This window comes from Hyphomicrobium sp. LHD-15, assembly GCF_031157355.1.
Lineage (GTDB): Bacteria > Pseudomonadota > Alphaproteobacteria > Rhizobiales > Hyphomicrobiaceae > Hyphomicrobium_C.
Map to the genome: position 1 here is coordinate 153,713 of NZ_JAVIFT010000002.1, position 26,689 is coordinate 180,401.

General features: G+C 64.0%; 24 protein-coding genes and 1 tRNA gene. 8 read left to right on the top strand and 17 right to left on the bottom strand.

All coding sequences use genetic code 11. From position 1 onward, the window contains the following. The first annotated feature begins 29 nt into the window (after nucleotides 1–29). Nucleotides 30–3,041, top strand: coding sequence for a DNA polymerase I (polA, locus tag RCO24_RS07445; protein ID WP_308961149.1), 3,012 nt, complete (start codon nucleotides 30–32; stop codon nucleotides 3,039–3,041). An 871-nt stretch (nucleotides 3,042–3,912) separates the two neighbouring features. Here the strand turns inward: polA and RCO24_RS07450 are convergent. The 6 genes from RCO24_RS07450 to trxA form a co-directional block, all read right to left on the bottom strand. Continuing rightward, a complete protein-coding gene (locus RCO24_RS07450) occupies nucleotides 3,913–6,678 on the bottom strand; it encodes a [protein-PII] uridylyltransferase (protein WP_308961152.1) in 2,766 nt (921 codons plus the stop codon). Then, complete coding sequence (mutS, locus tag RCO24_RS07455) at nucleotides 6,675–9,386, bottom strand: DNA mismatch repair protein MutS (RefSeq protein WP_374990948.1); 2,712 nt, start codon at nucleotides 9,384–9,386, stop codon at nucleotides 6,675–6,677. Before mutS ends, RCO24_RS07450 begins: the two co-directional genes overlap by 4 nt. Before the next feature lie 342 nt (nucleotides 9,387–9,728). Further along, the gene (locus RCO24_RS07460) at nucleotides 9,729–10,712 is read right to left on the bottom strand and encodes a GNAT family N-acyltransferase (RefSeq protein WP_308961156.1); all 984 of its coding nucleotides are present in this window, start codon (nucleotides 10,710–10,712) and stop codon (nucleotides 9,729–9,731) included. A 116-nt stretch (nucleotides 10,713–10,828) separates the two neighbouring features. Beyond that, nucleotides 10,829–11,080, bottom strand: a complete 252-nt coding sequence (locus RCO24_RS07465; RefSeq protein ID WP_308961158.1) for a Trm112 family protein — start codon at nucleotides 11,078–11,080, stop codon at nucleotides 10,829–10,831. A gap of 8 nt (nucleotides 11,081–11,088) precedes the next feature. Continuing rightward, nucleotides 11,089–11,766, bottom strand: a complete 678-nt coding sequence (locus RCO24_RS07470) for an LON peptidase substrate-binding domain-containing protein (RefSeq protein ID WP_308961160.1) — start codon at nucleotides 11,764–11,766, stop codon at nucleotides 11,089–11,091. Nucleotides 11,767–11,810: 44 nt separating this feature from the next. Then, nucleotides 11,811–12,722 (bottom strand): thioredoxin, encoded by a 912-nt coding sequence (gene trxA / locus RCO24_RS07475; protein ID WP_308961162.1) that lies wholly within the window; start codon nucleotides 12,720–12,722, stop codon nucleotides 11,811–11,813. Nucleotides 12,723–13,022: 300 nt separating this feature from the next. On the opposite strand from trxA, the gene RCO24_RS07480 reads away from it, so the two are divergent. Then, nucleotides 13,023–13,097 (top strand) — tRNA-Gly (locus tag RCO24_RS07480). Nucleotides 13,098–13,162: 65 nt separating this feature from the next. Here RCO24_RS07480 and RCO24_RS07485 read toward each other — a convergent pair. Both RCO24_RS07485 and RCO24_RS07490 read right to left on the bottom strand, forming a co-directional pair. Then, nucleotides 13,163–14,077 carry a ParA family protein gene (locus RCO24_RS07485; protein WP_308961163.1) on the bottom strand — a complete coding sequence of 305 codons (915 nt, stop codon included), beginning with the start codon at nucleotides 14,075–14,077 and terminating at the stop codon, nucleotides 13,163–13,165. A gap of 204 nt (nucleotides 14,078–14,281) precedes the next feature. Then, nucleotides 14,282–14,869 carry a hypothetical protein gene (locus tag RCO24_RS07490; protein ID WP_308961164.1) on the bottom strand — a complete coding sequence of 196 codons (588 nt, stop codon included), beginning with the start codon at nucleotides 14,867–14,869 and terminating at the stop codon, nucleotides 14,282–14,284. 216 nt (nucleotides 14,870–15,085) lie between these two features. Between RCO24_RS07490 and RCO24_RS07495 the strand changes: the two genes are divergently transcribed. The 3 genes from RCO24_RS07495 to RCO24_RS07505 are packed head-to-tail and all read left to right on the top strand — an operon-like array spanning nucleotide 15,086 to nucleotide 17,198. Next, nucleotides 15,086–15,709, top strand: a complete 624-nt coding sequence (locus tag RCO24_RS07495) for a LemA family protein (RefSeq protein ID WP_308961166.1) — start codon at nucleotides 15,086–15,088, stop codon at nucleotides 15,707–15,709. Beyond that, the gene (locus RCO24_RS07500; protein WP_308961168.1) at nucleotides 15,706–16,545 is read left to right on the top strand and encodes a TPM domain-containing protein; all 840 of its coding nucleotides are present in this window, start codon (nucleotides 15,706–15,708) and stop codon (nucleotides 16,543–16,545) included. Before RCO24_RS07495 ends, RCO24_RS07500 begins: the two co-directional genes overlap by 4 nt. Before the next feature lie 29 nt (nucleotides 16,546–16,574). Further along, nucleotides 16,575–17,198, top strand: a complete 624-nt coding sequence (locus RCO24_RS07505; protein WP_308961170.1) for a TPM domain-containing protein — start codon at nucleotides 16,575–16,577, stop codon at nucleotides 17,196–17,198. Between the two features lie 21 nt (nucleotides 17,199–17,219). Here RCO24_RS07505 and RCO24_RS07510 read toward each other — a convergent pair whose 3' ends face one another. After that, nucleotides 17,220–18,200, bottom strand: coding sequence for an NADPH:quinone oxidoreductase family protein (locus RCO24_RS07510; RefSeq protein WP_308961172.1), 981 nt, complete (start codon nucleotides 18,198–18,200; stop codon nucleotides 17,220–17,222). A 68-nt stretch (nucleotides 18,201–18,268) separates the two neighbouring features. Here RCO24_RS07510 and RCO24_RS07515 point away from each other — a divergent pair, with 68 nt between their 5' ends. Both RCO24_RS07515 and RCO24_RS07520 read left to right on the top strand, forming a co-directional pair. After that, nucleotides 18,269–18,826: an RNA methyltransferase gene (locus RCO24_RS07515; RefSeq protein ID WP_308961174.1), complete on the top strand. Its 558-nt coding sequence runs from the start codon at nucleotides 18,269–18,271 to the stop codon at nucleotides 18,824–18,826. A gap of 83 nt (nucleotides 18,827–18,909) precedes the next feature. Continuing rightward, entirely contained in the window at nucleotides 18,910–19,449 is a 540-nt protein-coding gene (locus RCO24_RS07520; RefSeq protein ID WP_308961175.1) for an invasion associated locus B family protein, read from the top strand. 26 nt (nucleotides 19,450–19,475) lie between these two features. On the opposite strand, the gene RCO24_RS07525 is transcribed toward RCO24_RS07520, so the two are convergent. From RCO24_RS07525 to RCO24_RS07535, 3 genes are read right to left on the bottom strand one after another with little or no spacing between them, the layout of a single operon-like run. Beyond that, entirely contained in the window at nucleotides 19,476–20,126 is a 651-nt protein-coding gene (locus RCO24_RS07525) for a Smr/MutS family protein (protein WP_308961176.1), read from the bottom strand. After that, a complete protein-coding gene (locus tag RCO24_RS07530; RefSeq protein WP_308961178.1) occupies nucleotides 20,123–21,253 on the bottom strand; it encodes an MltA domain-containing protein in 1,131 nt (376 codons plus the stop codon). Before RCO24_RS07530 ends, RCO24_RS07525 begins: the two co-directional genes overlap by 4 nt. A 42-nt stretch (nucleotides 21,254–21,295) precedes the next feature. Next, nucleotides 21,296–22,045: a Tim44/TimA family putative adaptor protein gene (locus RCO24_RS07535; protein ID WP_308961179.1), complete on the bottom strand. Its 750-nt coding sequence runs from the start codon at nucleotides 22,043–22,045 to the stop codon at nucleotides 21,296–21,298. 336 nt (nucleotides 22,046–22,381) lie between these two features. Between RCO24_RS07535 and secB the strand changes: the two genes are divergently transcribed. Further along, nucleotides 22,382–22,885: a protein-export chaperone SecB gene (secB, locus tag RCO24_RS07540; RefSeq protein WP_308961181.1), complete on the top strand. Its 504-nt coding sequence runs from the start codon at nucleotides 22,382–22,384 to the stop codon at nucleotides 22,883–22,885. Between the two features lie 4 nt (nucleotides 22,886–22,889). On the opposite strand, the gene dnaQ is transcribed toward secB, so the two are convergent. From dnaQ to RCO24_RS07565, 5 genes are all read right to left on the bottom strand, one after another. Next, a complete protein-coding gene (gene dnaQ / locus RCO24_RS07545; protein WP_308962390.1) occupies nucleotides 22,890–23,603 on the bottom strand; it encodes a DNA polymerase III subunit epsilon in 714 nt (237 codons plus the stop codon). A 104-nt stretch (nucleotides 23,604–23,707) separates the two neighbouring features. Next, complete coding sequence (gene coaE / locus RCO24_RS07550) at nucleotides 23,708–24,328, bottom strand: dephospho-CoA kinase (protein ID WP_308961183.1); 621 nt, start codon at nucleotides 24,326–24,328, stop codon at nucleotides 23,708–23,710. Further along, nucleotides 24,328–25,173 (bottom strand): shikimate dehydrogenase, encoded by an 846-nt coding sequence (locus RCO24_RS07555; RefSeq protein ID WP_308961184.1) that lies wholly within the window; start codon nucleotides 25,171–25,173, stop codon nucleotides 24,328–24,330. The genes coaE and RCO24_RS07555 overlap by 1 nt, the downstream gene beginning before the upstream one ends. Next, complete coding sequence (locus RCO24_RS07560) at nucleotides 25,170–25,784, bottom strand: Maf family protein (RefSeq protein ID WP_308961186.1); 615 nt, start codon at nucleotides 25,782–25,784, stop codon at nucleotides 25,170–25,172. The genes RCO24_RS07555 and RCO24_RS07560 overlap by 4 nt, the downstream gene beginning before the upstream one ends. Beyond that, nucleotides 25,774–26,682: a pyruvate, water dikinase regulatory protein gene (locus RCO24_RS07565; RefSeq protein ID WP_308961188.1), complete on the bottom strand. Its 909-nt coding sequence runs from the start codon at nucleotides 26,680–26,682 to the stop codon at nucleotides 25,774–25,776. Before RCO24_RS07565 ends, RCO24_RS07560 begins: the two co-directional genes overlap by 11 nt. Between the last annotated feature and the right edge of the window lie 7 nt (nucleotides 26,683–26,689).

The following is a 26,689-nucleotide window of genomic DNA, read 5'->3' on the forward strand; positions in this document are numbered from 1 at the left end:
GCTGCTTCATCCCCCTATATTGCCGGCCCATGAGCGAAAATTCCTCCAAATCCCCGCGCACCGCCCAGTGTTCCGTCCCTGACGGCGACCCGGTTCCGATCGTCAAGGGCAGCCACGTCTATCTCGTGGACGGCTCCGGCTACATTTTCCGGGCGTTTCACGCGCTTCCGCCCCTGACTCGCCCCTCGGACGGGCTGCCGGTTGGCGCCGTGCACGGCTTCGCAGCCATGCTCTGGAAGCTGCTGGTCGAGACCAAGGCGGCCGATGCACCGACGCACCTCGCGGTCATCTTCGATGCCTCGGAGAAGACCTTCCGCAACGAAATCTACAAGGACTACAAGGCTCATCGCCCGCCCGCGCCGGAGGAGCTGGTGCCGCAGTTCCCGCTGATCCGGGACGCCGTGCGCGCCTTCAACGTGGCCTGCATCGAGCAGCTCGGATTCGAGGCCGACGACCTGATCGCCACCTACGCGAAACAAGTGGTCGAAGCCGGCGGCGATGTGACCATCGTCTCGTCCGACAAGGATTTGATGCAGCTGGTACGTCCCGGTGTCGTCATGTGGGACGGCATGAAGAACAAGAAGATCGGCCGCGACGAGGTGTTCGAAAAGTTCGGCGTGGCACCGGAGAAAGTTGTCGATGTGCAGGCGCTCGCCGGCGATTCCACCGACAACGTGCCGGGCGTTCCGGGCATCGGCGTCAAGACTGCGGCGGAGCTGATCACCGAGTACGGCGATCTCGACTCGCTGCTCGCGGGGGCCGGTGCGATCAAGCAGCCGAAGCGGCGCGAAAAGCTGATCGAATTCGCCGAGCAGGCGCGCATCTCGCGCGAGCTGGTGCGGCTCAAGGACGATGTTCCGGTGACGGTACCCGTCGACCAGACCGGCGTGCAGGATCCGAAGGCCGACACGTTGCTCGGCTTCCTGCGGCACATGGAGTTTTCAACGCTGACCAAGCGGATCAGCGACAAGCTCGGCGTTGACGCGCCTTCGACCTCAGCCAGCCCGGCGAACTCAGCTGATACGGGTGGCGTGCGGACGCCGCCAAGCTTCGCCGGCTCCTCCTCACAAGGAGCGAGTGAAGGGACGAGAGACGCGCACGGTCCCGGCACACCGGCGGCGGGTGCCGCGATCCGTTCGGCCAAGATCGCCAAGGAACCTTTCGATCGCGCCGCTTATGAAACCGTCGTCACGCTCGACCGGCTCGCATGGTGGATCGCCGCCGCGCGCGAAGCTGGACGCTTCGCATTCGACACCGAGACCACGTCACTCGATTGCATGACATGCGATCTGGTCGGGTTCTCGCTCGCCGTTGCGCCGGGCAAGGCGTGCTATGTGCCCGTCGGCCATCGGGCCGCGGCGGGCGGCTTCGATTTCGGCGACGGCGATGGCGTCACGCAGGCCCCGCTCCGCGACTCCCTCGCGCTGATGAAGCCGCTGCTCGAAGATGCCGGCGTGCTCAAGATCGGGCAGAACATCAAGTTCGACTGCCGCGTGATGCGCCGCTACGGCATCGACGTTACGGCCATCGACGACACGCTGCTGATTTCCTACGTACTCGACGCCGGACGCGGCGGGCATGGCATGGACGATCTCGCGCAACGCCATCTCGGCCATACCTGCATCTCGTTCGACAAGGTGCTGGAGCTGGCGCCCGGCAAGAAGGGCGAGAAGAACTTCGCGCAGGTTCCGATCGAGAAGGCGGCCGAATACGCGGCGGAAGATGCCGACGTGACGCTGCGGCTTTGGCACAAGCTCAAGCCCCGGCTTGCGGCTGAGCGTCTTGCGACCGTGTATGAAACACTGGAGCGTCCGCTGGTCCCGGTGATCGCGGGCATGGAGCACGCGGGCATTCTGGTGGACCGCAGCGTGCTGTCGCGGCTCTCGTCCACGTTCGCGCAGTCACTCGCGCGGCTCGAGGAGGAAATCAACGGGCTCGTCGGGCACAAGTTCAATCTCGGCTCGCCCAAACAGCTCGGCGAACTCCTGTTCGACCGGCTGCAACTCCCGGGCGGCAAGCGAACAAAAAGCGGGCAGTGGGAAACGCGGGCCGGACTGCTCGACGACCTGGCTGCCAACGAAGATGTGCCGGAAGACGCGCGCGGGCTCATCAACAAGATGCTCGAATGGCGCCAGCTCTCGAAGCTGCGCTCGACCTATACAGACGCGCTGCCGGTGTTTATCCACGGCGAGACGGGGCGCATTCACACGAGCTACGCGATGGCCTCGACGACGACGGGCCGGCTCGCCTCGTCCGATCCGAACCTGCAGAACATTCCCGTCCGCACCAAGGAAGGGCGCGAGATCCGCACCGCGTTCATCGCGGACAAGGGCAACACGCTGGTCTCGGCGGATTACTCGCAGATCGAGCTGCGCGTGCTCGCGCACATCGCGGACATTCCGCAGTTGAAGCGCGCGTTCGCGGAGGGGCTCGACATTCACGCGATGACGGCGTCCGAGATGTTCGGCGTGCCGGTGAAGGACATGCCCGCAGAAGTGCGGCGGCGCGCGAAGGCAATCAACTTCGGCATCATCTATGGGATCTCGGCGTTCGGGCTCGCCAACCAGCTTGGCATCTCACGCGAGGAAGCCGGGCTCTACATCAAAACGTATTTCGAGCGCTTCCCCGGCATCCGCGATTACATGGACGCCACCAAGAAGCGCGTGCACGAAACCGGCTTCGTCGAGACGATCTTCGGGCGGCGCATTCACTATCCGGAAGTGAACACCAAGAACCCGTCGATGCGCGGCTTCCTCGAGCGCGCCGCGATCAACGCGCCGATCCAGGGCAGTGCGGCCGACGTGATCCGGCGCGCAATGGTGCGGATGGGACCAGCGCTCGCGGACGCCAAGCTCGAAACCGCGCGCATGCTGCTGCAGGTGCATGACGAACTGGTGTTCGAAGTTTCGGAGCGGGAAGCGGACAAGCTGATCCAGGTTGCGAAGCGCGTGATGGAAGGCGCCGCCGCACCGGCCGTGCATTTCAGCGTGCCGATCCAGGTGGACGCGAAAGCGGCGGCGAACTGGGAAGCCGCGCATTAATCGACGACTCAGCTATCATTTCCCCCTTGGAATGAGGCTGACTGCAATGCAGGAAATTCTTGGTTCACGATTCGCGTCGATCAATGGAATTTGGCTTCCAGCCAATCAGGCAATCGTTGAAACGCGGAGGAGCGTCGTATCTTTGCACTCAGTTACGAGTGATGAGAACTGGCCCACACGAAATCTAGGAACTGCTTTTCTTTATCAAACATCGGGAAGACGCTTCTGCGTCTTCACTCGACATCAGATACGAGACGTTCAAAGTCCCCATCACCTCTGCATTCATCTATCGTCGAATAGATCTCGATTGTTTGCAGCGTGTCGTTTCCTCAAATGCGGCGGTACGCGCGAAGAGGACGATCTTTGCGTCCTCGAAATGCCGCTTCTGCCTCCTGAATATGGGCATGACACACCGTTGTGGTTCCAAGATCAGGGCGCTTCTACACAGCGAGATGTGTGTGAGAAATTCTTCACAGTAGGCTACCCTTCCAAGCTGACGGAGCTTTCTGGAGAGTACAAGTGTGAAGGTGTTGCACTGTCTCAAGTCTTGGTATGGGCGGATTCCTTGAGGTTGGCTCCGGAGCAGTTGCCAATGTTGAGTATTTCTCCCGGGCTGGTGATGGTTCCGAGATGTGGTGGCGACTACGACGGCTTTAGCGGTGCGCCAGTATTTGGCCTGAGTGCCCGTGAACGGGTTATCCGGTTTCTGGGCATTGTAGTCAGAGGGGGGCGAGATAGGCTGTTCTTTATTCCAACGCCACACATAGACCACATCTGCGGGGCGGCCTTACAAGAAGTGGGCCTTGCCGCAGCATAAGCAGAATTGATCACTGTGATTTGCCATATCGGGCGGCAAGCCTATGGTGCATTCCTACTGCGTTGTCGCAGGCCCTTCGAGGATCTGGATCAGGCGGTCCTTGATGGTCTGCTGGCGGGTTTCGCTTTCGATCTTCTTCGACGTGAGATCGGTCACATAGAACACGTCGACGGCCTTCTCGCCGAAGGTCGTGATGTGGGCCGACGTGATGTCGAGATAGAGATCTGACAAAGCGTTCGTCAGTTCGTGCAAAAGGCCGGTGCGGTCGCGGCCCGTCACTTCGATCACCGTGTAGGCATCGGACAACGTGTTGTTGATGTAGACCTCCGGCGGCACCTTGAACGCCTCGACGCGCGCAGGCGTGGGGCGGCGCTTCTCCAGCAACTGGCGCACCCAGGTGTCGCCACGCAGCAAGCGCTCGATGGTTTCCTCGATGCGCTTTGCGCGGCGCAGCTCATCCTCGTCCTCGCCAAGCTCGCGAGCCAAGAGGAACGTGTCGAGCGCATAGCCGTCGCGCGTGGTCGTCACGTGTGCGCCGACGATGTTGGCGCCGTTTGCCGCGCAAGCGCCCGCGAGAAGAGACAGCAAACGCGGATGGTTCGGCGCGAACACCGTCAGCTCGGTGACGGCGCGGAAGGCATCCGTCTGTTGGCCGGCGGCAAACGTCTTGCCCTCCCGCTCGGCCTCGCGCAACAGGCGCGCATGATAAACGCGCCGGGTGGGCTCGGTACGAAGCCAATAGTCCGGATAGTGGCGGTTGATGAAGTGATCGACCTCCTCGGACGGCCAATCGTTCAACGCGGTGCGCAGCTCGGCCTGGGCTTCCGCAACCATCGTGCTGCGCGGGATCTGGGTATGGCCGCCCGAAAGCAACGGCTCGGTTTCGTAATAGAGATTGCGCAACAGCTGGCCTTTCCAGCCGTTCCAGACGCCAGGGCCAACGGCGCGGATATCCGCCACCGATAGCAAAAGAAGCAGCTTCAAGCGTTCCGGGCTCTGCACGATGTCGGCAAAATCGCGGACTGTTTTCGGATCGGAGATGTCGCGGCTCTGCGCGACGTTGCTCATCGTCAGGTGCTGCTCGATCAGCCACACCACCGTGTCTGTCTCGGCGGCAGTGAGCCCGAGGCGTGGACACAGCTTGCGCGCGATGCGGGCGCCGACGATCGAGTGATCCTCGACGCGTCCTTTGCCGATGTCGTGCAGGAAGCAGGCGACGAACAGAACGAGGCGGTTCTGGATGGTCTTGATCAGCTCGGTCGAAAGCGGAAGCTCGCCCGCCGCGCCGCCGCGCTCGATGTCGGTCAGCATGCCGACGGTGCGCAGCAGATGCTCGTCGACAGTGTAGTGATGATACATATTGAACTGCATCATCGCGACGACGCGGCCGAACTCCGGAATGAAGCGGCCGAGGACGCCCGCTTCGTTCATGCGCCTCAGCGTCGCTTCGGGGCTGGCATGGCCGGTCAACAGCTTCAGGAAGATGCGGTTGGCTTCGGGGTCGTTGCGTAGTTTGTCGTCGATCAGCGGATAGGAACGGCGCAGCTCGCGAATGGCGTTGGGGTGCAAGAACGTGCTGGTGTTCTCGGCCTGCGCGAAATAGCGGATGAGGTTCACCGGATCGCGCCGGAAGACCTCGGCATCGGCAATGTTCATGCGGCCGTTGTCGATGCGGAAATCGGTTTTTTCGCGCACCTGGCGGCGGAGCTTCCAGGTCAGAGGATTGCGGAGCGCATCGAAAACCGGCGTGCTCTTCAGCTGCTGCATCTCGAGGGCGGCGCAGAGAATGGTGGTGAGATCACCAACTTCCTTCGCGACCAGGAAGTAGTGCTTCATGAAGCGCTCGACAGCGCGCAGTCCGCTTTTGTCCTTGTAGCCGAGACGATCGGCCAGCATGGGCTGGATCTCGAAGCTCAGAAGCTCCTCGGCGCGGCCGGTGTAGAAATGCAGGTAGCAGCGCACCGTCCATAGGAAGTCTTCGCACTTGCGGAAGGTCGCAACCTCGCGTGCGGTGAAGATGCCCTTCTCGACACTCTCCCTGCCGACATCGTGGCCGAGCAGATACTTCGAAAGCCAATGCAGCGTATGGAGATCGCGCAGGCCGCCCTTGCCGTCCTTGATATTGGGCTCGACCTTGTAGCGGCTTTCGCCGGCGCGGCGATGGCGCTCCGAGCGTTCGGCGAGCTTGGCCTCGATGAAAGCGCGCTCCGATCCCTTGATCACGTCGGTGCGGAAGCGCCGCTCGAGCTCGCCGAACAGCTTCTCGTCGCCCTGGATCAGCCACATGTCGAGCAGCGACGTGCGGATCGTCGTGTCGGAGTTGGCGAGCTTGATGCACTGATCAACGGTGCGCGTCGCGTGGCCGACCTTGAAGCCGAGATCCCACAGCAGATAGAGCATGTATTCGGCAACGCTCTCGCCCCATGGCGTCTGCTTGTAAGGCAGCAGGAACAGAAGATCGATGTCGGAGCCCGGCGCCAGCAGCTCGCGGCCGTAGCCTCCCGTCGCGACGATGGCCATGCGCTCAGCGTCGGAGGGATTGGTGGCGCGATACACGTGCGCAGCGGTGTAATCGTAGATCAGCCGGACCAGCTCGTCCTGGAAGCGGGCGAGGCCCAGCGCGCAACGGCGTCCGTTGCCATCGGATTCGAGCTGAAGGCGCGCGGTGCCGCGGGCTGCTTTCACCAGCAGCTTGAGGCGATCGAGGATCGCGGGGCGTGCCTCGGCGGCGCTGCCGTGCGTATTGAAGAGCGCGGTCAGCGTGTGCCGCAGCTCCTGCGTATCGAAATAGGGGGCAGGCGGTAAACTGTGTGAACTCATTTCTGTGGCTCGTCTGCCCGTATTTGTTTGAGGCGGTATAGCGCATCGAGCGCTGCTTTCGGCGACAACTCGTCGGGATTGAGGGCGTCCAACGCCGCATTGAGCGCGGCGTTCCCAGCACGTTGCGGTTCGCTGGCGGGCCGCGCGGCGGCAAAGAGGGGTAGATCGTCCAAGGGGCCGCTCTGGCCTCGGCGGCGGTCGGACTTTTCAAGCAGAGCCAGAACCTCGCGGGCGCGCGCAATGACGGGCGCGGGCAGGCCGGCGAGCTTGGCGACCTGAATGCCGTAGGAGCGATCGGCTGCACCCGCCTTCACGCGATGCAGAAAGACGATGTCGTCCTGCCATTCCTTGACGTCCATCGTCACGTTGGCGACGGCGGCGAGGCGCCCGGCAAGGGCGGTCAGCTCATGATAGTGCGTCGCGAACAGCACGCGGGCGCGGGTCTGCTCATGAAGAAATTCAACCGCGGCCCACGCGATCGAGAGGCCGTCGAAGGTGGCGGTGCCGCGCCCGATCTCGTCGAGGATGATCAGCGAGCGCGCGGTGGCTTGATTGAGGATCGCGGCCGTCTCGACCATCTCGACCATGAACGTAGAGCGACCGCGCGCGAGATCGTCGGCGGCACCGACGCGGCTGAAGACGCGATCGACGATGCCGATGTGCGCCTCGGCCGCGGGAACAAACGATCCCATCTGGGCGAGGATCGCGATCAGCGCGTTCTGGCGCAGGAAGGTGGACTTGCCGGCCATGTTCGGCCCGGTGACGAGCCAGATGCGGGCATCGGGCACGTCATCGGTGCCCTGGCCGGCTTCGCCCTCCGAGCGGCCGAGGCAGCAATCGTTGGCGACGAACGGCCCGCCCCGCGCGTTCTTCAACGCCTGTTCGACGACGGGATGGCGACCGCCCTGGATTTCGAACGCAGGGCCGTCATCAATGCGCGGGCGAACGTAGCGCTCGTTGTGGGCGAGGTGCGCGAGCGCGGTCGTATGATCCAGCTCGGCGAGGGCCGCCGCGATATCGGTCAGGGTGCGCTCTTCGCTCGCGACGGCGGAGGCCAGCTCACTGAAGATCTCTTGCTCGATCGCGAGCGCGCGATCGGCCGCGGACGCGATACGGCCTTCGATGTCCGAAAGCTCAAGCGTCGTGAAACGAACGGCGTTGGCCATAGTCTGGCGGTGACGGAACGTGTCGGACAGCGGCAGCTCGGTCAGCGGCTTGGCGTTGGCCTGCGTCACCTCGATGAAATAGCCGAGGATGTTGTTGTGGCGAATCTTCAGCGTCTTGACGCCGGACAGCTCGATGTAACGCGCTTCCAGCTCCGCCATCACGCGGCGGCTGTCGTCGCGCAGCTTCTGGGCTTCGTCGAGACTCGCGCGGAACCCAGCGCGCACAAACCCGCCGTCGCGTTTGAGATGGGGTGGCTCATCGACGAGCGCGGCCGACAGCAGCGCCAGCAAGTCCGCGCCTTTTCCGTCGATCCGCTGCAACAGCCGCGCGATGTCGTCCGGGAAACCCACCGCGCGGGCTTTGGCGCCGAGGAGCGTTGCCGCCGCGTGTGCTGCCTCCAGACCCTGGGCAATGCCGACAAGATCGCGTGGACCGCCGCGCCCGAATGCGAGGCGCGAGACGGCGCGCGCGAGATCCGGTGCGCCCTTCAATGCGGCCCGCAGCATTTCGCGCAGGCGCTCATCCTCGACAAAAAAGGCAACCGCATCGAGACGGGCTTCGATGGCGCGCGCATCCGATAGCGGGGCTGCGAGGCGTGCGGCGAGTTCGCGGGCGCCCGCTCCCGTCACCGTGCAATCGATGGCATCGAGAAGGCTGCCGGCCTTCTCGCCCGACGTGGAGCGTACGAGCTCGAGGCTCGAGCGGCTCGCCGCATCGATGATGAGCGTGGCGCCGGCCCCCATGCGCCGCGGCGCACGCACGACTGGCTTCTTGCCGATCTGGGTCAGATCCACATAGCGCAGCAACGCGCCGATGGCGGCCAGCTCGGGGCGCGAAAAGCCGCCGAACGCGCCGAGATCGGCAACGCCGAGGCGGGCTTTCAGCTCCCGCTCTCCGGACAGGCTGTCGAAGGATGCCGCCGGGACCGGCGTCGCGGCCGCTCCCGCACGGCCAATCCACGCCTTCAAATCCGCTTCGGCCAGCAGCGCATCACCCGCTAAGACCTCACCCGGTGCCAGCCGAACCAGCTCGCCCGGAAGATCGCGGCCATTGGTCTCGCCGACCTCGAACTCGCCGGTCGAAATATCGAGAGAGGCGATCGCGACGGTGGCCTCGGTTCCGAGGAGCGGGCCTTCCGCAGGACCGGGCGCGCGGAACAGGGCGGTCAGATAGTTGCGTGAGCGGGCATCGAGAAGCGTCTCTTCGGTCAGCGTTCCCGGTGTGACGAGCCGCACGACGTCGCGACGGACGACGGACTTCGAGCCGCGCTTCTTGGCTTCCGCCGGATCTTCCAGCTGCTCGCAGACGGCTACGCGGAAGCCGCGACGGATCAGGCGCTGCAGATACTCGTCGGCGCGGTGGATCGGGACCCCGCACATCGGGATGTCCTGGCCGAGGTGCTTGCCGCGCTTGGTCAGGACGATGCCGAGGGCCTGGGATGCCACGACCGCGTCGTCGAAGAACAGCTCGTAGAAGTCGCCCATCCGGTACCAGAGGATGCTGTCCGGGTTGGCGGCCTTGATCTCCAAGAATTGCGCCATCGAGGGGGTGGCTTCACCCGGCGCGAACGCCTGGACCGAAGCCGGCTCCGCCTGCGCGGGCTGCAGCTCATCGGCCGCTGGCGCCGGAGCGCTGTCCGGAAGGTCGGCCGCAGCTTCCTCCCCGGAAATCACCTCTTCCCGCCGATGTCGCCTTTGCCCCGCCATTCCGACGTCGCCAATCCTAAAACGTCATTGTCCGGCCAAACGGATAGCCGGTTGACGACAGGATTGGAAACCCCACACGGGGCGGGCTCGGGAATTTAATGGGGAAGCGTGTCCGCCTGACCGGCGCTCGGGGCGGGACTTTCCCGCCCGAAGCGACGTTGGCCCGCCTAAAGTGCCTTAAACTTCAGCGGCGATGCGGCTTTTCAGCTCGTCCGGGGCACCGAAGTGGTCGAAATAGCGCGGGTCGATGTTCTCGACCGGCAGCACGATCAGAACGTCGGTCGTGCCGAACTGGCGATCGATGACCGCGCCGTCGCCGACGAAGGCGCCGAGGCGCAAATATCCCTTGATCAGCGGGGGCAGGGCCTTCAACGCCTGCTTGGTGTCGATCTTCTCGCGCGGGATGCGGTCCATCGGCACATAGAGCCGGTCGTGGGCGCGGCAGCGCCACTCGGGCGGGGCGAGGGCATGGTGATGCAGGAAGCTCAGCGCCATCGCATGGGCCTCGGGGTCGGTGCCCTCGAAGCTTGCACAGCCGATCATCACGTCGACCTTATGCTCGCGGATGTAGGTCCAGAGCCCGTGCCAGAGCAGCTCCACGGAGCGCTTGTTGCGGTAGGGCTGCAGCACGCACGAGCGGCCAAGCTCCATGAAGCGGTAGCGCGGCGAGCGCGCGGCGATCAGCGGCGCGATGTCGTATTCGCTTGCCGTGTAGAAGCCGAGCGAGCGTTGCGCGACCTCCTGGCGGAGCACGCGGTAGGTTCCGACCACATGCGGCTTGCGGCTGCGGGTCCAACCGTCGCTAAAGGCGGTGTCGGTGCTGCGATCTTCGACAAGGAGGTGATCGCAGATGGCATCGTAAGGGTCCTGATCGAGGCGGCGCATTCCTGCGATCCCGGTCGGCGTTGCCGACATTTCCTCGTAGAACACCTCGAAGCGCAGCCGCTGGGCGCGCAGAATATCCTTACGGCCCTGCGCAAGGCGAACGACCAGGTTTCCGATGCGGCCGTAAACCTTGATGGGCGTCTTGCGAACGAACGGCAGCGCCGACGAGCGCGCCTTTTCGTTGAGAGCCCTGAGCGCCAGAAGACCGCGGGGCGCGGCCGTGAGAAGTGGGTTGTCCTGCCAACGTCCGGCAATGCGCTTCGTAATCGTCCGCATTCTTGCCTGTCGTGCGGTGGTCATGGGAATTCCGTCCAAGAACAAAGAGCCGCCGGGGTTGCCGACGGAGGGCACTCAATCACGAATCGGAGACAATTTTGCGACGGTTTCGCCGGTCAACCGGGCGGAGTCGTGCCGGACGTAGCGGTACTTGGGGCCGCCGGCTCATCCAGCGATCTCGCCGCTTCGACCGTCATCAGCGGCACGCCGTGGCGGATCGGGAAGGCCAGATTGGCCTTGGCGCTGATCAGCTCGCGGGCCGCGCGATCGTAGGTGAGGGGCCCTTTGGTGACCGGGCAAACCAGCAGCTCGAGCAGCTTCGGATCAGGCTCTTCGCTCGTCGTCTGGCGGGGGGTGTCTTCGGTCATGGAGGCCTCTACTGGATCGTGCCGCCGGAGCCGCCGCGCATGGCCCGGTCCATCTCGGCCAACGCAACCAGCACCTCGGCGCGCGTCTTGAGATCGCGTGCTTCGAGCAGCGCCTGCTTTTCTTCCGGTCCATAGGGAGACATCACGCACAGCGCGTTGATCAGAAATTCGCTCGGTGCGCGCTCGACCACCGACCAATCGGTCTTGAGATTGTGATCGGAGAGATAGGTGCGGAGCGTTTCGAGCAGGCCTGCGCGATCGATCTGCTCCTCGCCGAGACCGCGGGTCAGATCTCCGGCAAAGCGATCGTAGCTCACGGTCGCGGCGCGGTAGGCTTTTCCGGTTTCGGCTTCGCCCACGATCTCGAACCGCGTCACGCCGGTGACCGCGATCGCGAGGCGTCCGTCGTCCAGCTCCTGGTAGCTCGTCACGCGGCCCGCTCCGCCGACGCGGCGCAGCTCGATGTTTTTGCCGGCCGGGCTTTCCTCCGACGACGATCCCGCCGGTTGCACCATGCCGAGCATGCGCGGGCCGCTCATCACGTCCTCGATCATTTCGAGATAGCGCGGCTCGAAAATGCTGAGTGGCAGCGTCGATCCGGGCAGCAAGATGGCTCCGCGCAACGGAAACAGCGGAAGGCGCGACGGCAAGTCCGCAGGGCGACGGTATTTGTCGGCAAATGCCACGAAAGGCTCCTCACCTTCGATGAAACCGATGATTCAAGCTTGGTTCAGCGGAACAGGATCGACGAAAGACGGCGGCGGCCATCCAACGTGCTCTCGTCTTTCGGGCCCCAGGCATCGAACAGCTGGACGAGCTGCTTGCGGGCGGCCTCCTCGTTCCAATTGCGATCGCGACGCACGAGTTCCAAAAGATGATCGAGCGCCTCCTCCTTCTTGCCACGCGCGGCGAGCGCGACGGCAAGATCGAACCGCGTCTGGTGGTCGGCCGGGTCGGCCGCAAGGCGCTGCTCGAGCTCGGCGCTGTTGTCGGACTTGTCCGCAAGCTTTGCCAGATCGAGCGCGGCCCGCGCGCTTTGCACCGGCGCACTCGACAGCTTGTCGGGTGGCACGAGGCCCAGCGTCTGCTCGGCCCGTTCCACATCGCCGCTCTTCAAGTAGCAGCGAGCGAGACCAGCGATGGCTTGAACGTTCTCCGGGTCGGCTTGCAGGATCGCGGCGAAGGCTTCGGCGGCTCCCTGCAGATCGCCGGCCTCGAGGGCGGCTTCCGCGGCCTCGATGACGGCGGCGAGATCGGCTTCCTCGTCGGCGCCGAGCAAACGCTCGATGAACTGGCGCACGGCACTTTCGGGCTGCGCACCCATGAAGCCGTCGAGCGGGCGGCCGTCACGGAAGGCATAGACAGTCGGCAACGACTGGATGCGAAGCTGACCGGCAATCGCCGGATGCTCGTCGGTGTTGATTTTGACGAGCCGGACCTTGCCGTTGTAGCTCTTCACCACCTTCTCGATGATCGGCGTGAGCTGCTTGCAGGGGCCGCACCAGGCCGCCCAGAAATCGACCAGCACGAGGGCCTGCCGGGACGCCTCGATGACGTCCTTGCTGAAGCTCGCGGACGTGCCATCCTTGATGATGTCGCCTGCCGCTGCGGCGTTTCCGGGCTTCAGTGCTCCCAAATCCATTCCTTCGCTCCTCGCAATCCCGTGTCAGCCGCTCGATTCGCCCGCTCGGCGCCGCCAGTCCAAATATGGTAAGCACCCTCGCAAGTTGCGAGCCTGCTTCGTCCCTGTTCGGAGCGAACTCAACCGCAATCGGGCCTTCGGCGCAATGCGGAACACCGCGAATGGGGCAAGTCCCCGCGTCCCATCTGCCCAAAATAGGCCCTCGGAGGCCAATCGACGGAAGACGCTTGCAAAGGCGCTGCGGTTGGGCAATAAGACCGGGCGCGTCGCTTCGCGGCGCGCATTACCCTATTTCCGGACGCGGGCGTAGCTCAGGGGTAGAGCATCACGTTGCCAACGTGAGGGTCGTGAGTTCGAATCTCATCGCCCGCTCCAATTCTTCAAAAATCTCAGAACTAAAAAGCCTGCCTGGCTTGAGGTCGGCGACGCAACCTGACGCGTCAGCCGACGGGGGCCGAGATCGGTCCGTCCGGCGTGCCCGGCTGGGGGATCGCCGGCGGCTTCGACGGCTGCGAGGTGGTTCCGCTCGGCAGCCCCATGCGGGTCAGCAGCTCCTCGCAGAGCTGACGCAGCGACTTTCCGGTCTCGCCCGGGTACTTCGCAAAGTATGAGCGATCGGGCGCATGGAAGCGCGCGGCCTCCTGCAGCGCCACGGCGCGCGGTACCACCTGGTTGAAACAACGGTTGTCCGGATTGGTCAGAAGCCAGTTGTGGTAGTCTTCCTCGGTCGGCGAATTCAGATCCTTCATGTTGATCAGAACGCCCATGTTCTCGGCGAAGCCCATCTCCGGATTGAGCGTCTTGAAGCGGCGAAACACTTCGAGCCCGCACACCGAGACATAGTCTGCTTTCGTCGGCGAGATGTGATAGTCGGCCTCGCGCAGCCAGCTTTCCGTCAGAACGGACAAGCCGGGCGGGCAATCGATGAAAATGATGTCGAACACCTTGCGCGCTTCGTTGAGCAACGCGCCGATCACCGCCCGCAGGCGGGCATGCAGGCTTTCCTTCGACACCTCGCGCTCGAACAGCGTGAGCTGCATATCGCTCGGGATCAGAAACACGCTTCTCGCGTCATCGACGTCCGAAACGTTGCGGACAATGAAACGAAGCCAATCGGCCGGCTGATCCTGCAGCACGCGCGCGACCAGAAAGTCGACCATCGTCAGCCCGTTCTGCTGCAGACGATGCAGATTGGGAATCGTCATCAGCATGCTTGAGACGGAAGCCTGGGAGTCGCTGTCGATCACCAGCACGTTCTTGCCGTGATAGGCCGACAAGGTTTCGGCCAATGCCAACACGAGCGTGGACTTGCCCACGCCACCCTTCGTGTTCATCACAGCGATCGTATTGCGCATGACGATGTGAGGCCTCCCCTGCCTCAAGTGGTCGTCGACATTCCCCTGACCCATGTGCGTCGGGAATGTGGCGGTCTCGCGAAGCTGCGCGGTTTTTCTCTGTCGCACCCCCGGGCAAGGCCAGCGCGACAGCACACGCTGTGATCCCAAACGCGGGGCGCAGCCGTCAAGCGGAGATCGCTGGTGCCAACGTGAATGACGCTGCTACCAGCCATATCCGGCATATGTGCCGGTGCGGACCCAGGCCGTGCCGCCGCGGCGGACCAGAACGCGAGCCCGTTCGCGCGCGACGACGGGCGGATAGTCCATCACAACGCGGCGAGCAGGCTTCACCGCAACGACGCGCTCGCGCACGCCGTAGACAGGTGGCGTGACGACGCGCACGCGCCGACCGGGCGCAACGAACACCTCGCGCGGAACCACCTTCACCTCGGCGGGAACCGGAACCTTGCAACGGCGCTCGCCGTACGGGCCATAGGTCGTTTCCCAGCGATATCCAGCGGGACGCACGACGATTTCCTGAAACACGGTGCGCGTGACCGGCGGTGTCATCTCGTAGCCGACGCGGCGCGGCTCGATCAGCACCCGTTCCGGCCGGACAACGACGGTGGGCTCGGTCTCGACAACCTCGCGATAGCCGGGGCGCACGACCACCTGCCGGTCGACCGTTTCATAAACATCCGGCAGCCGCACCTTGTCGTAGCATTCACCGCCACGACAGGCCCAAGCGGGCGCAGCCATGGATGTCATGGAAAGAACGGCGGCGAGGGCCGCGAGACGGCAGGTGGACATCGGGAAGGGCTCCAGGGCAGGTGCGCCTATTCTAGCGCTTGCCGGCTCGCTCCGGTTTTGGGAAGCCCGCGGTTGGTTAAGTTCAACATCCTCAAACCTCAGCAGTTTTAATCAGTTTGAAGCGATCGTTTCACAGCAGTCGATTTCCTGCCGACGCGCAAAGTGCTAAACCCTCGTCGTGATCCTGTACGTTCACCCCCTACGAGGTTCCCTGCCATGACCCCCGCCCTTGCCTCCCGCGCCATCCGGCCGCTTCATTTGCTGGCACTCGCCCTCGCAGCGCTGTCGCTCGGCGGCTGCGGCGTCAACAACATCCCCACCTACGAGCAGAGCGCGAAGGCCGCCTGGTCCGAGGTGTTGAACCAGTACAAGCGGCGCAGCGATCTCATTCCGAACCTCGTCGAAAGCGTGAAAGGTTTCGCCGAGCAGGAGCGCAAGGTGCTGACGGACGTCACCGAGGCGCGCGCCAAGGCGGTCAGCGTTCAGGTGCCGGCGGACATCCTGACCAATCCGGACGCGATGAAGCAATTCCAGGACGCTCAGAACACGCTCGGCGGTGCGCTGCGCCAGCTGCTCGCGGTCGTCGAGCGCTATCCGGATATCAAGTCCGGCCAGAACTTCCTGGCTTTGCAGAGCCAGATCGAAGGCACCGAGAACCGTATCTCGATCGCGCGGCGCGACTACATCCAGGCCGTGCGACAGTACAATACGGAGATCACGACGTTCCCGGGCCGCCTGTGGAAGTCGTTCCTCTATCCGTCGGCCGCCGTGATGGCGACGTTCGATATCCCGGCGGAAGAGCAGAAAGCACCTAAGGTCGATTTCGGCACGAGCAAGTGATCTTCAGGACTGACCGGCATTCGATTGCGCAAATCGCGGCGGCTTTCTCAGCGATCGCCGTCGCGATTTTTCTTGCGTGCGCGGCTGCCAACGCGGCACCGACATTCCCGCAGCTCACGGGGCAGATCGTCGACGACGCAGGGTTGCTCACACCCGAAGATCGCAGCGCCATCGAAAGCGAGCTCAAGTCGCTCGAGGAGAAGTCGACCGACCAGCTCGTCGTCGTGACGGTGCCCTCGCTCCAAGGCTACGAAATCGAGGAGTACGGCTATCAGCTCGGCCGTCACTGGGGCATCGGCCAGAAGGGCAAGGACAATGGCGTCCTGCTGATCGTCGCACCCAACGAGCGCAAGGTCCGCATCGAGGTGGGACGCGGGCTTGAGCCGCTCGTGACCGACCTGATGAGCAAGATCATCATCGAGAACGCGATCCTGCCAGAGTTCCGCAAAGGCAACTTCAGCGCGGGCATTCGTGCCGGCGTGCGCGACGTCAAGGATACGCTGCTCGGCGATGCCGAGGAGGTGAAGGCGCGGGCGCGCGGCCTCGATAAAGGCGACGGCCCCGACTGGATCGCGCTGCTTTTGATCGCGTTCTGGGTCGGGATTTTCATCTACATCATCTACGTGCAAACGCGATACGCCGCGCAGGCGCCGCAAACGCTCGGGCGCGACCAGCGCCGCCGGGCAAATCGCGGGCGCAACGGTGGGCTCGTGGTGTTTCCCCCGGGCGGCGGGTCCGACAGCTGGGGCGGTGGCGGTTGGTCCGGTGGCGGAGGCGGGGGCTGGTCCGGTGGCGGTGGCGATTTCGGCGGCGGCGGCGGATCGGGAAGCTGGTAATCTTGCGGAAGCACTCTAAGGACAACGCCATGGGACTGTTTTCAGACTCCGAAGAGCACCGCATCGCGGAAGCCATCACGCGCGCCGAACAAGCGACATCCGGCGAGATCGTCGCTGTGGTCGCGTCCGAGAGCAGCACGTATCTCTACGCGCCGTTCCTGTGGGCTTCGGTGGTCGCGCTTCTGGTGCCGTGGCCGCTGATCCTCTGGACCTGGTGGCCGGCGGCCTGGATCTATCTCGCGCAAGTCGCCGCGTTCGGCCTCGTGCTGGCAGCGACGCTGCCGCGGCCAGTCCGCTACTGGCTGGTGCCGCGGCGGATCAAGCGGCTGCGCGCGCACCGGCGGGCGATGGAGCAGTTCGTTTCGCAGAACCTGCATACGACCGAGGGGCGCACCGGCGTGCTGATTTTCATCTCCGTCGCCGAGCGGCACGCCGAGATCGTCGCGGACTCGGGGATCGAAGCGCGCGTTCCAAAGGGAACCTGGCAGGAGATCGTCGAACGGCTCACCACAGCGTTCGGCGCCAAGCAACACACCGAAGGCTTCATCGCAGCGATCGGCGAAGTCGGCGGGCATCTTGCCACGCATTTTCCGCCGGGATCGTGTGAAGCCAACGTGCTGCCCGATCACCTCATCGTGCTCGACGCAAGCTGACCCTGAAAACGCGATGGGCTGTTACGCGCCTAGCGTCAGCACGATCTTGCCGGCGGCTTCGCGACGGTCGAGCACGCCAATGGCTTCGCGGATTTCAGCCAGCGGATAGGTCGCCTGAATACGCGGGTCGAGTTTCCCGTCCGCAACCCAGCCCAGCACCTCGATCATGTTGGTGCGATGACGCTCCGGATTGCGGCGTACGGCTTCGCCCCAGAACACGCCGACAGCATCCGCGCCCTTGAGCAGCAGGAGATTGAGCGGAAGCTTCGGGATATCTCCCGCGGCAAAGCCGACGACCAGGAAGCGACCTTCCCAAGCGAGCGCCCGCACGGCCGGCTCGGCATACTTGCCGCCGACGCAATCGTAGACGACATCGACGCCGCGCCCGTCGGTCAGATCCTTCAGCGCTTGCTTCAGATCGACCGCGTCGTAGTTCACGACTTCGTCGGCGCCGAGCGATTTGCAGATCGCAAGCTTCTCGTCGGATGAACCGGCCGCGATGACGCGCGCGCCAAGAAGCTTCGCGACCTCGACGGCAGCCTGGCCTGCACCCCCGGTGGCCCCCAGGATGGCGACGGTCTCGCCCGGCTTCACGTGGCCGCGATCCTTCAAACCATGAATGGCGGTGCCGAAGGTGACGCTGACGGCCGAGGCCACCGCATCCGAGACGCCATCCGGGATCGGGATCAGGCCCTCGGCGGCAATCGCAATCTTTTCCCGGGCGCCGCCGTAGCCGACCGCAGCCGCGACACGATCGCCGACCTTAACCCCCGCGACGCCGGTGCCGAGGCTTTCCACCACGCCCGCAATTTCGCCCGACGGCGAAAACGGGAGCGCGGGCTTGGTTTGGTATTTGCCGCGTGTAATCAACGTGTCGAAGAAGTTGAGCGCAGCCGCCTGCACGCGCACGACAACTTCGCCCGGCCCGGCCACCGGATCCGCAATCTCCTCGACCACTACGGCCTCGGGACCGTCGAGGGTCTTGCAAAGGGCCGCCTTCATGTGTGACCTCCCGGTACGAAATTCCTGAGTTCTCCTAACCGGAGACTTGTTTCCATGCGAGCCCCTTCATGACCTCACCAGCCTGGCCCCCCAAATCCCGCGGCTATTTCGCAATCGGTGCCGAAAGATCGTCCAAGGCCTTGAATCTCGGGAACCTGATGCGATCGGCGCATGCCTTCGGCGCCAGCTTCACCTTTACCATCGGCGCTCAATACCAGGCCCTCGAAGCGCGCGCCGATACGTCCAAGGGGCATTGGCACCTGCCCCACTACAACTGGATCACCCCGGACGAGATGGTGCTGCCCAAAGGCTGCAAGCTCGTCGGGATTGAGCTTCTGGACGAAGCCGTTGCGTTGCCGAGCTTCCGTCATCCGCTACAAGCCGCCTATGTGCTCGGGCCGGAACGGGGATCGCTTTCGGACGCGTTGCTCGAACGTTGCGACTTCACCGTCAAGATCCCGACGAGCTTTTGCGTCAACGTCGCAATGGCGGGCGCAATCGTCATGTACGATCGCGTCAAAAGTCTCGCTCCGTTTGCGGAGCGGCCGATTTCGGAGGGCGGCCCGGCCAATACCTCAGGATCGGTTCGTGCGGATGGCCACCGTAAAGGCCGGACGGGCGGGTGACAGAGGGGCGCCCCGCCTCGTATAAGAAAGGCCAGATTCGCCGGAGTAGAGGGGCTCGCGATCTTCGCATGACATCATTCCGCATGATTCCATTCGTTCGATTTGGTGCTCGATCCGGCCCGCTTGCTCTCGCTGGTGTGCTGTTGCTCGGAAGCGCGCCTCTCGCCGCGCAAACGACAGAGCAGGCCGCACTCGAAACCGGCAAGTTCGGCAACTGGATCGTTCATCAGAATGCCGGCGAAGGCCCGAAGATCTGCTTCGCCGCAGCGCAGCCAACGATCAAGGAACCGGCGGGCGCCAATCGCGCCAAGGTGGTGTTCTATGTTTCCGCTTGGCCGAAAGAGGGCGTCAAGTCGGAGGTCTCGGTCAAGCTCGGCTACAAGGCCAAACCCGACACTCCGATCTCCGTAGCGGTCGGAGACGAGGCTTTCCAGCTGTTCGGGCAGGACGATCGCGCCTATGTCGCGGACGCCACCGAAGAGCTGAAGTTGATCGAAGCCATGAAGAAGGGCTCGAAGCTCGTGGTGCAGGCAACCTCGACGCGCGGCACCCAAACCACCGACACCTACTCTCTGAGCGGGCTCGGGCAAGCGCTCCAAGCTGTCGCGACCGCCTGCCCGTAAGGTTCTGGCTAGGCCCAGGCCCCTAGCTAGCGAACGCGGCCGGGGTTGCGGAGCTGAATGTAAATCGCGCCTTCGCCGCCGTGCGAGATCGCGGCCGTCGTGTAGCTGACGACGATGGTGCGCAGCTCAGGCTCGGCCAGCCAGACCGGAACATTCCGCCTTAAAATGCCGCGCTCCGGCGTGCTGTAGCCGACATCCTCGTCCTCTCGCGGGCGCCGCGGACCGCCCTTGCCGGTGATGACGAGAACCCAGCGCAAACCCTTGCCGAACGACGAATGCAGAAAGCGCCTCAGCGCCATGTGCGCCTCGTGCTGGCGCATGCCGTGAAGATCGATGCGGGCTTCGATCTCGACCTGGCCTTGGCGTAGGCGCCGCGCGGCCTTGCGGTCGAAGTCGGCGAGCGCGGGAGGCGCGACGGAGGGGATCGGCGGCGGCACAGCGGGATGGGCTGCTTTTTTGCTTCCGTGCCCGGCCGGCGCGTGGGTCTCGGATTTCTTTCCGGCGGATGCTTTTGCAGTGAACGGCGGCACCGCGTCCGGATCGAACTCCGCCGTATCGGCGACGTGCCGTTGCTTCTTGCCCTTGATCGGCTCGAGGGTCTCGGCCGTGTGCTCCCAAAGAGCCTCGTCCTCTTTCGAGAGATGGCGCCGGCGCGAAGGAGGCGTCGGCTTCTTCATGGCGCACTCTGCTCACGCGGCAGCAGCACGAAAAATCTGCCGGCATGCTTGGTCGTGCCCGCCAGCTGGCCGGCCTCGTCGCCGGATCCAAAATAGATGTCGCCCCGCTCGGGGCCGCGGATCGCCGAGCCGACATCTTGCGCGATCATCAACCGCGCGAAGCTCTCTCCCGTGGCCCAAGGTTCGAGCGTCGGCGCGCTCACGTAGATCGGCGTTCCGATGGCGTGATAGGCGGTGTCGACGGCGAGGCTGCGTCCGCTCGAGAGCGGGATTTCGAGCGCGCCAAGTGGGCCGTCGTCCTCGTTCTCGATCTCGCGGAAGAAAATGAAGGAGCGGTTCTCCTGCATGACGCGGCGGCCGCGCTCCGGATCGGCCGCGAGCCAGATCTTGAGCGCGTCGAGCGTCATGTCGTTGGCGGCAAACAGGCCGGCGTCGATCAGGTAACGGCCGATCGACGTGTAGGGATGTCCGTTCTTGCCGTCATAGGTAATGCGGATCGTTTCGCCATCCGGGAAGCGGATGCGGCCCGAGCCCTGGATGTGCATGAAGAACGTGTCGACCGGGTCAGCCAGCCAGAGCAGTTCCAGGCCCTGGCCTTCGAGTGCGCCGCCCTCGATTTCGGCGCGTGTCGCGTAGGGTTCAGTTCCCAGCGCGGTTTTGCGGGCGTGCGTCAAGCCATCGGCCAACGCACCGCGCTCGGCTTCGCCGACGAGGTTCACGAGGTCCGGAGGGCGCCGATAGACCGGAAAGCGGAACTCGGCGGTCGATGTGCGCGAACCCGCAAGCACCGGCTCGTAGTACCCGGTGAGAAGCCCTTCCGCGCCCTGGTGGACGACGCGATGCGGCGTGAAGGTGGCCTCGAAGAATTCCCTAGCGGCATTTGCCGTCGAAATCGCAGCTGCGCGTTCAGCGGCGGATTGCGCCGCCGCGACGAGAGCATTACTTGCTACCCTGGTTTTGCCGGACGCAGAGCTTGCGGCCAGCTCAATTGCCCGCGCCGAACGGATAAAGGCTCTGAAGGACGCGAGGTGATCGTTCTCGGCCCAGCCGGGGAGGTCCGAAAACGGCACGGGTTCGAAAGTCAGCTCAGGCTTTGCCAACTCAGATGATGGGGCTCCAAGCGGCATGGCACGCAGTTCGCTGTCACGTCGTTCCGGGGGATGGCGGGCTTAGTTCGGCGCCTGGGTGCCGACCAGCTTCCAGTTGAGATTCCGGCGGGCCTCCTTGGAGGAGATGTCGCGCGAGAACGTCCAGATGTCGGTGACGTCCTTGATACGGGTGTCGTCGCCGTCGACCACGTTGCCGGCCTTGTCGCGGGTCGCGCTGATCAGCTGGCTCACGAAGCGCACGGTAATGCTCGCGATACCCTTGGAGCTCACCTCGGCTTCCAGGATATCGGCCTTGTTGATGCCGACGAAGCTCTGGTCGATGACCTGGCCGCGCTGCTCGCGCTCGGCGATGGCCCGGCTGAAGCTATCCAGCACATCCGCGCTTAAGAGGTCGCGCAGCGTGCGGCGGTTGCCTTCGGCAAAGGCGGTCACGATCATTTCATAGGCCTGGCGGGCACCGCGCAGGAACTGGTCCGGATCAAAGCGGGTGTCGAGCTTCAGGATATCCATGAGCCGTGTCGCGAGAGCGGTGTCTTCTCCGGCGAACGATTTGATCTTGGCCTCGACCTCGGCAACCGACACGCCGGTTTCGGCGGGTTCGACATCGCGGTCGCGCCGGGGCAGCGCCACAACCTTGTCCGACGCCTGAGAGGGGGTCGCAGTGCGCTGGGCGCTTGCTTCGCGGCGGCGCTTCTCGATGCGCTCGTCGTCGTCGCCAGTCTTACGGCCGAGAACGCTCCTGAGCTTCAGGATCGCGATGATCGCGACGATGAGAGACAGAAGCGTCAGAAGATTGATTTCGCCATTCATTATCGGCAGCTTCCCGGCATGGCCCACTCGAACGGGGCGGATGCCCTGATGTAAGGTCGCGATTGAAATTCGTCCAGGCACAGCTTCTCTCTGCCGGGCTTGCCACGGCAGGAAGCGCGCTGATCATGTCCTTCAACTTAGGCCACAAAGTGGGAGAAGCCAATATTCTTGCGGGGCCGGCCGCACGAAGACCCCAACTTCGGGACATTGGGCGATTGCGACGGCGCCTTCACCATGATAGCCACCTTGCCGTCCTTCCAACCTCGCCCCGGACAGATCCGCCGACCGGCCGGCCGCCGAGGTCTCTCCCGCAACGACAATCGAGAGCTTTCCAAGATGGCAGACAAGAACAAGCCCAGCCCCGAAGACACGGACGGCGAGGCGCTGGGGGCGCAAAAGCCGATCGAAGCTCAGGTGGTCGCGCAGTTCATCAAGGATCTGTCGTTCGAGAACCCGAGCGTCGGCAAACTGCTCGAAGGCCCGAGCGATACGCCGAACATCAAGCTCGAGATCAATGTCGGCGCCAAGCGCCTGCAACCGGAGCTGTTCGAGAGCGCCATCGACTTCAAGGCCGTCGCATCCAGCAAGGACGGCACGATCTACGACCTCGAGATCGTCTATGCCGGGTTGTTCCGTTTGAAAAACATTCCAGAGCAGGCGCTTGAGCCGTTCCTGCTGATCAATTGCCCGACGCTGATCTTCCCGTTCCTGCGGCGCATCGTGGCCGACATCACGCGGGAAGGCGGGTTCCCGCCGCTGCTGCTCGACCCGATCGACTTCGCTCAGCTGTTCGTGCGCCGCAAGCAGGAGCTGGCGTCGGTTTCCGGCAAGCCGAACTAAGAATTCAATTTGTTCCCTCGGGTGCGAAGAAGCGCTTCCAAAGCGCCTTCGGCCCGAGCGTTTCGACAAAAGCGCGGTGAGCAGCGACCATATCCGCCGTCAGCCTCGGCTCCAGCGGAACTGGTCGCGGACCTCTCGTCGCGACGCTGCCGGCCCGCTGGTCGCGTCCGCCACGCGATCGCTCGGTTTGCAGGACGAGACTGGCCTGCCGCTCGCCCAACAGCTCCACATACACGTCCGCCAGCAGGATCGAGTCCATCAAGGCGCCGTGCTTGATGCGCTTCGAGTTATCGATGCCGTAGCGTTTGCAAAGGGCGTCGAGGCTGTTGGGGCCGGCTGGATGCTTGCGGCGCGCGAGCTGCAGCGTGTCGACGACCCGGCTCATGGCGATGGCCGGATGCTTCAGACGCTCGAGCTCCATGTTCAAGAAGCCGACGTCGAAGGTCGCGTTATGAATGACGAGCGTGTCGCCGGCGATGAACTTCAAGAAGTCGTCCGCCACGCTAGAAAACAGCGGCTTGTCGAGCAAAAATTGCGTCGAGAGACCATGCACGGCCTCGGCTTCAGCCGGAACGTTTCGCTCGGGATTGATGAAGCGGTGAAATTCGTTCCCGGTCGGGATTCGATTGACCAGCTCGACGCAGCCGATTTCGATCAACCGGTCGCCCTTGCGGGGATCGAGGCCGGTGGTTTCGGTATCGAGGACGATCTCGCGCAGCATCGAACAGCCTTCGGTTGGCGCCTGTCATTGCTATGAATGGGTGACGCTGGACAAGACGAACGCTTGGGAAACTTCCGTCGAAGGGAGGCTAAGCTTTTGCTCTAGGTGTGTCGCCAATGACGCGCATAGGCGTGGGCAGGCCGCTTCCCCAACTCGGCGAGGATAGCATCGACCTGGGCAATGGTGTCGGTGAACTCCCCCCCGGTATCCACAACGAAATCGGCCTTCGCCCGCTTTTCGGCATCGACCATCTGACGCGCCAGCAACGCGTCGAGGCGGGCTTCCGTCATACCGGGCCGCTCCAAAACGCGGGCGCGCTGTTGATCGGCGGGCGCCGACACCACGACGACCACATCGACCTGCGCATCAAGTCCGGCTTCGAGCAGAAGTGGAATTTCGAGCACGGCCGCACGATCTCCGCGCCGGCTTGCGCCTTCAAGGAACTGGATTTCGCCGTCGCGCACCATTGGGTGGACGATGCGCTCCAGCGTCCGGAACTTCGCGGCATCGGTGCCGAGCACCGCAGCGAGGCGAGGCCTGTCGACCTTTCCGTCTGCGGTGGTTCCGGGAAAGGCGGCCTCGATCAGGGGAACGGCTTCACCCGCATAGAGCCGATGCACCTCCTGATCGGCGTCGAAAACCGCAAGCCCGCGCGCGCGGAGTAAGTTCGCGATCGTCGATTTGCCCATGCCGATCGATCCGGTGAGGCCAATGATCAGCATTACGCGGCCTCGATGTCGGCGGCGATGCGATCGTAAAGTTCATCCGTTACCTCGGGGCGAACTCCGAACCATTTCTCAAAACCCGGCACGGCCTGATGCAACAACATGCCGAGACCATCGACCGTGCGCAAACCGTGGCGGCGTGCCTCGCGGATCAGCCCGGTTTCGAGCGGCACATAGACGATGTCGGACACGATGCTATCGGGGTGGAAGTCGGTGAAATCCATGTCGAGCGAGCCCGCACCCTTGAGTCCGACGGAGGTCGTGTTGACCAGAACGGCTGCTTCGGTCGAGGCGCGGGATCGCTGCTCCCACGGGAGAACCTTGACGCGGGGTCCGAAGTCGCGCGCGATCGCTTCGGCGCGCTCGGTCGAACGATTGAAAATGCGAACCTCGGCAACGCCGGCTTCCAGAAACCCATAAACGATGGCGCGCGCCGCACCGCCGGCGCCGAGAATCGAAACCGGCGCGTCGCGGCGGTCCCAGCCTTCGGCTTCGAGGGCGAGGTAGCTCATGTAGCCATAGGTATCTGTGTTGGCCGCGCAGAGCCGGCCGTTTTCGAGCCAAAGCGTATTGGCGGCGCCAACTGCGGTCGCGGACGGCGCACGTTCTACAGCGGCCCGGAACGCGGCTTCCTTATGCGGGATGGTGACGTTGCATCCGGCGAGGCCCTCGGCGCCCAGCGCCGCGAGAAACGCACTAATCTCGTCCGGCGGCACAGCGCGCTTCGTATAGGTGCCGGCAATTTTGTAGTGCTCAAGCCAATATCCATGGATTGCCGGCGAGCGCGAATGCTCGATTGGCCAGCCGATGACGCACGCATTCTTTGAGGGAGCCTGGTTCATGAGACAAGCACCTCGCGGCGGCGGAGTTCGGCGAGAAGCGGCAGAAGCGGCAGGCCCAGAATCGTGCTGTGGTCGCCTTCGACGGTTTCGAACAGCTGAATGGCCGGCCCCTCGATCTGGTAGGCGCCGACCGAGGTCAGCACCACCGGGCCCACCTGTTCGAGATAACGATCAAGCGCCGCATCGCTGAAGTTCCGCAGGGTCAGACGGGCGGTCTCGACGCCGCGCCAAACAACGGTTCCGCCTTGGGCCAGAGCCGTTGCCGAGTGCAATGCATGGGATTTACCGCGCAGCGCGCCGAGGCAGGCACGGGCTTCCGCCATATCCTTTGCCTTTTCGAACAGGCGGCCCTCGAACGACAGCACCTGGTCTGCGCCGATGACGAGGGCATCCGCCTGTTCGGCGCTGACGGACCTGGCCTTTTCCTCGGCCAGGACCAAGGCGATCGATTCATGTGAAACAGAAGGCTCGCCAGTGAGCAGGCGATCACGGATGGCCGCTTCGTCGACATCCGCCGCGTGGATTTCCACGGCAACGCCCGCTGCTTCGAGCAACGCGCGGCGCGTCTTGCTGCCGGAAGCGAGCACCAGTCTCGTCGCGTCAGACGCCATGACTTGACCCCGGGCCAGATCCCGTACCCGGCCCCGCTCCGGCCGCCGCTTCTTCCGGCTCCCCTTCGCCTTCGCCGGCTTTCGAATCGGCCATCAGACGAATGATCGTTGCGGCGGTTTCCTCGACCGACCGGCGCGTGACATCGATGACCGGCCAACCGTGCTTGGCGCAGAGCTTGCGCGTATAGGTGATCTCGGCCGCAATCCGGCTTCTGTCGACGTAATCCTCGAGGTCGCGGTCGCCGATCAGCAGGGCCCGGTTGCGGCGAATCTCCGCAATACGGTCCGGGCTTGCGATCAGGCAGACGACGAAAGCGGAATGATTGCTGGCGATCTCTTCCGGGAACGGCAGCGACGGCACGAGCGGCACATTGGCTGTCTTGTAGCCGCGCTGGGCGAGATAAATGCTGGTCGGCGTTTTGGACGTCCGCGAGATGCCGAGCAGAATGATGTCGGCCTCGTTCAGATCCGTAGGCAGACGGCCATCATCGTGCGCCATTGTGAAATTCAGCGCGTCGATGCGGCGGAAGTAGTCTGCGTCGAGAACATGCTGGCCGGCGACCGTCGGGGTCTGCGGCGCACCTAGATACGATTCGAACACCTGCATGATCGGCTGAAGCACCGCGAGGCACGGTACCTTAAGCTCTTTGCAGCGCTGTTCGAGCTCCGCGATCAGGGTCAGGTTGACGATCGTATAAAGCACGATGCCCGGCGCCTGCTCGATCTCCTGCAGCACACGCTTCAACTGCCGCGCATTCCGCACCAACGGGTGGACATGCTCGATCGGGCGGATCTGCGCATACTGCACCGCCGCCGCCTTAGCGATCGTGGTCAGTGTTTCGCCGGTCGAATCCGAGACGAGATGGAGATGGAAGTAGCTCGGCTGGCTGTTGGCCATCTGTGGA